Here is a 4,059-nt window from a genome sequence, read left to right on the forward strand (position 1 = left end):
AGTTTTGCTATACCCATGCTCCTTCCTTTTGTCCATACTCCCAAATCTAAAGGGAGGAAACTATGTTGCAGGTTGCCAAATAGTCTCCTCCCGGAATACTTGTATTCCCAGAATGACAGGTGTAGATTACCTTGTATCACAAACTAGTATAACCAAGTAGTTAAAGCTAACACTAACAAAATAGAGATTCTGTTGAAAATAATTAATCATTTCATACCTATATATTATTTAATCAGGATAAAAAAGCGTACCTTTGTGCATTATTTTGAAATCAGCAGTCGAATTTCCGTTTGCGGCTTATATAGTAGCCACGTTTCCGTTAGCATCATTTTTCTCCTCGTCGGTAATTTTCTTACAAAACGTAGTTAGAATAAGTATCTGCTCATTTCAGATAGCGTATAACCTATTTTTAACAAAAAACATTTTATGAACAAATTACGATTTGATGAGCTTTCGCTTTCCCCGGAAATGCAACGTGCTATTGCCGATATGGGTTTCGAAGAAGCTTCTCCAATACAAACCGAAGCTATTCCGGTTATTATGCAGGGCCGCGATGTAATTGGCCAGGCGCAAACCGGAACCGGTAAAACCGCCGCCTTTGGTATTCCAGCCATTGAAAGCATCGACCCGAAAGATCGTCGGGTACAAGTATTAATTCTTTGCCCTACGCGCGAATTGGCCGTGCAGGTATCGGAAGAAATAAGCCGCTTAATTAAATATAAAAACGGTATAAGCGTGGTGCCTATTTACGGCGGCCAATCTTACGACCGGCAATTACGCGCCCTGAAACAAGGCGTACAAATTGTAATTGGAACGCCCGGCCGGGTAATGGACCACATTGAGCGGGGAACCCTGCAATTAGATGCGGTTAAAAAGATTATCCTGGACGAGGCCGACGAAATGCTGGACATGGGTTTCCGGGAAGACATTGAGTTTGTTCTGACCAAAATCCCTGCCGAACGCCAGACTATTTTCTTCTCCGCCACCATGAGTAAGCCGATTATGGAGCTGACGAAGAAATACCAAACCAATCCGCAATTGGTTAAAGTGGTGCACCAGACCTTAACGGTTACCAATATTGAGCAGGTGTACTACGAAGTGCGCAACAACATGAAAATGGAAGTGCTGTCGCGGATTATTGACATGTACAACCTGAAATCGCTGATTGTGTTTTGTAACACCAAACGCATGGTAGACGAATTGGTAAGCAACCTGCAGGCCCGCGGTTATTTTGCCGATGGTTTACACGGCGACATGAACCAGACGCAGCGTACCAATGTAATGGCCAAATTTAAAGCCGGCACCCTGGAAATATTGGTAGCTACCGACGTGGCGGCGCGTGGTATCGACGTGGAAGATTTGGAAGCCGTATTTAACTACGACTTACCGCAAGACGAAGAAGCTTACGTGCACCGCATTGGCCGGACTGGCCGCGCTGGTAAATCCGGTAGAGCATTTTCATTTGTGTCGGGCCGCGATATTTACAAACTAAAAGATATTATGCGGTTTACCAATGCCAAAATTAAACTGGCGCCGGTACCGAGCTACGAAGATGTAGCCGAAATCAAGACCAATTTATTTCTGGATCAGATTAAAGAAGTTATTCAGCAAGGCAAGTTAGAAAAACACATTGCCCGGATTGAACGCTTGCTGACCGAAGATTTTACTTCTTTGGAAATTGCCGCGGCTTTACTTAAAATGAACCTGAAAGAAGCCAAAGCGCAAGCGGCTTCCGAAGAAATGAAAGGACCACGCGAAGGCTTTAACCGGTTGTTCGTGACCATGGGCAAAAAAGATCGCATTCATCCAAAAGATATTATTGAAGCCTTAACCGAAAACACCAGTATTCCGAGCAGCAAAATCGGCGACATTGATCTGTACGATAAATTCAGCTTCGTGGAAATTGCCAAAGAATATACTTCTGAAGTGCTGGACCGGCTGGGCCGCACCACTTTATTGGGCAAACCGGTAAGTTTCGAAAAAGCACAGAGCAAAAATGCGATGGGCGAGAAAGAAAGAGACGGCGGCGATGGCCACAACAGCCGGGGCCGTTACGAAGACCGACCACGCCGTAGTGGCGGTGGTGGCGGCGACCGTGACCGGAATACTCGTTTCGGTAAAAGAGAAAAATCGCGCCGCTGGTAACCCTTCACATTTTAAATCGTATATAATGCCTGTAATGAGCATAAGGATTTAAAGAGGAACTGCTCAAAAAAATAGCTCAACCTTGAAAAAGTTGAGCTATTTTTTTTGCCCCTACATTCGTAATCTTTCAACTGCCAGAGTTTGATTGGGGCCATGTTGCCCAAGTAGAAACAGCTAAGATTAATATTATAACCGGTTTGACTGGGAGAATTATTTGGTTTGCAGTTATGAAATCTTATTTCTGATAGATGATATATTTTATTGATTTCAAATAAATTAAATAACTGATCCGATAGTTTACTTTAATCGCACCAACGTTGCGCCGTAGCCAAATTTCTCTTTGCGGGCATCTTCAAAATATTTGATTTGCTTGTTACGGCTGAGTATTTTTTGAATTTCGTTACGCAATACGCCGTTGCCAGTGCCGTGAATAAAAATAATCTCGTGCATATTGGCTGCAAGGGCCCGGTCCAGGTTATCGTGAAAAGCGTGTAGTTGTTGGCGTAATATTTCGCTGTTGCTCATTGGCGCTGTGTTTTCGGGAACAAGCTTCTCAATGTGTAAGTCTACTTCGTGAGACGGTGCTTTGAGCGAAAAAGATTCGGCGGGTGCTTCCGGTTCCGAAAGTTTATCCTGTAACTTTAGTAGGTCTATTAACGCTGGTTTGTTCTCAATCGGGAAGAGGTAAGCTTCTTTGTTTACCAGTGGGGCCATTTTTTTGCTTTTGTAAAAAGAGGCAGCTTTAAACCGGAACCGTTTTAATCCGGGCTCCAGCAAAGCTTTAACCTGCGGCCGGTGTTGCATATACTGCAAAACCAACGACGGCCATTTTTCAAAGTCTTTTAGGTGCAGGTGACTAACCACCTTAAAACTCTTTGGGTTTAGTTTGTCGTTTACCAGGCCTTTGTACGCGTCGTGGGTTTCTTCGCCGTACGTAAAAAGCAAATCATATTCCGAGTTGTTAATGACCGTTACACCCAGTAGTTCCGCCGATTGCTGGGTTAAGCCCAGAAATATACCCGAACTCACGGGGGCTTGTGGTTTAGCGGTCTCTGTTGTCCGATTGGTAACTGCCGGTGTTGCATTATAGGCGTTATTGCCAAAATATTTATCTTCTTCGGCCGCAATAACCACCACTTCACGTCGCATTACCGGAATGGTAAACTCATTATCTATGGCTACTTCTACCTGGTTGTTATCTAAAAAGCGGGTAATAATGCCTTCTTCTTTGCCGTACATTAATCTTACCCTGTCGCCTATGTTCATGATTTATATTTGTTTGGAGGTTGTGTGCTTAAGTAATTCGTTAACTAAAAATATTGCCGGGTTTATTCTATTCTTTTAAACCAAATCTAACCTGCGGTTAAAAATAAAGGGTGTGCCACTTAAAACCGTGTTTCCGGTTATATTCTACGGTAGGTGCCGGCAAATGTATCATGCTTAGCAGGCTAAATAAACCTTTGAGTACTTTGTGCCGCGTTTGGATGTGCTGCAAATTTAAATCTAAAGCCAGATAATATTGCCGGTAAGCCACGTAACCGTTTAATCGATTATCTTGGGGGCTGCCGTAAACCATGCCCTGAGCCCCGTAGCCCAAAGCCAGGTTAAGCCACTTGGGATATTTAAGGCCGGCCGGTAAAAAGGCGGGTACATCAAAAGAAAGCCAATACGTTTGCCCATTATAATCTTTTAAGAGTTGCTCGGGTAAATTGCTGCCTAATACGTTTGGTCGTAAGCCCGCAAAACTGGTTTTCCGGAAAGAATATTTTGGCAAAATTCTTACCTCGCCCCAAGCCATTTCCTGCGAGATTACCCCCAGCGAACCCAAAGCATTGGCCCCTAAATCGCCCCAGGAAGCACCATAGTCGGCAGCATAACCATCCAGCAATTCAATCGGCGATTGCAGCACGACTC

General features: G+C 44.1%; 2 protein-coding genes and 1 pseudogene. 1 reads left to right on the forward strand and 2 read right to left on the reverse strand.

Annotated features, from left to right (window positions below):
- Nucleotides 1–426 precede the first annotated feature (426 nt).
- A complete protein-coding gene (locus ACO1R6_RS21735) occupies nucleotides 427–2,145 on the forward strand; it encodes a DEAD/DEAH box helicase (RefSeq protein ID WP_486267258.1) in 1,719 nt (572 codons plus the stop codon).
- 297 nt (nucleotides 2,146–2,442) lie between these two features.
- Here ACO1R6_RS21735 and ACO1R6_RS21740 read toward each other — a convergent pair whose 3' ends face one another.
- Nucleotides 2,443–3,411, reverse strand: coding sequence for a Smr/MutS family protein (locus ACO1R6_RS21740; protein ID WP_486267260.1), 969 nt, complete (start codon nucleotides 3,409–3,411; stop codon nucleotides 2,443–2,445).
- Between the two features lie 97 nt (nucleotides 3,412–3,508).
- Nucleotides 3,509–4,059, reverse strand: a pseudogene (locus ACO1R6_RS21745) (DUF2279 domain-containing protein); the annotation flags it as partial.

Source organism: Adhaeribacter sp., from assembly GCF_057359045.1.

Excerpts from the sequence above, each read along its gene's own strand:
- ACO1R6_RS21735 (WP_486267258.1), top strand. The coding sequence starts at position 427 with ATGAACAAATTACGATTTGATGAGCTTTCGCTTTCCCCGGAAATGCAA.
- ACO1R6_RS21740 (WP_486267260.1), bottom strand. The coding sequence starts at position 3,411 with ATGAACATAGGCGACAGGGTAAGATTAATGTACGGCAAAGAAGAAGGC.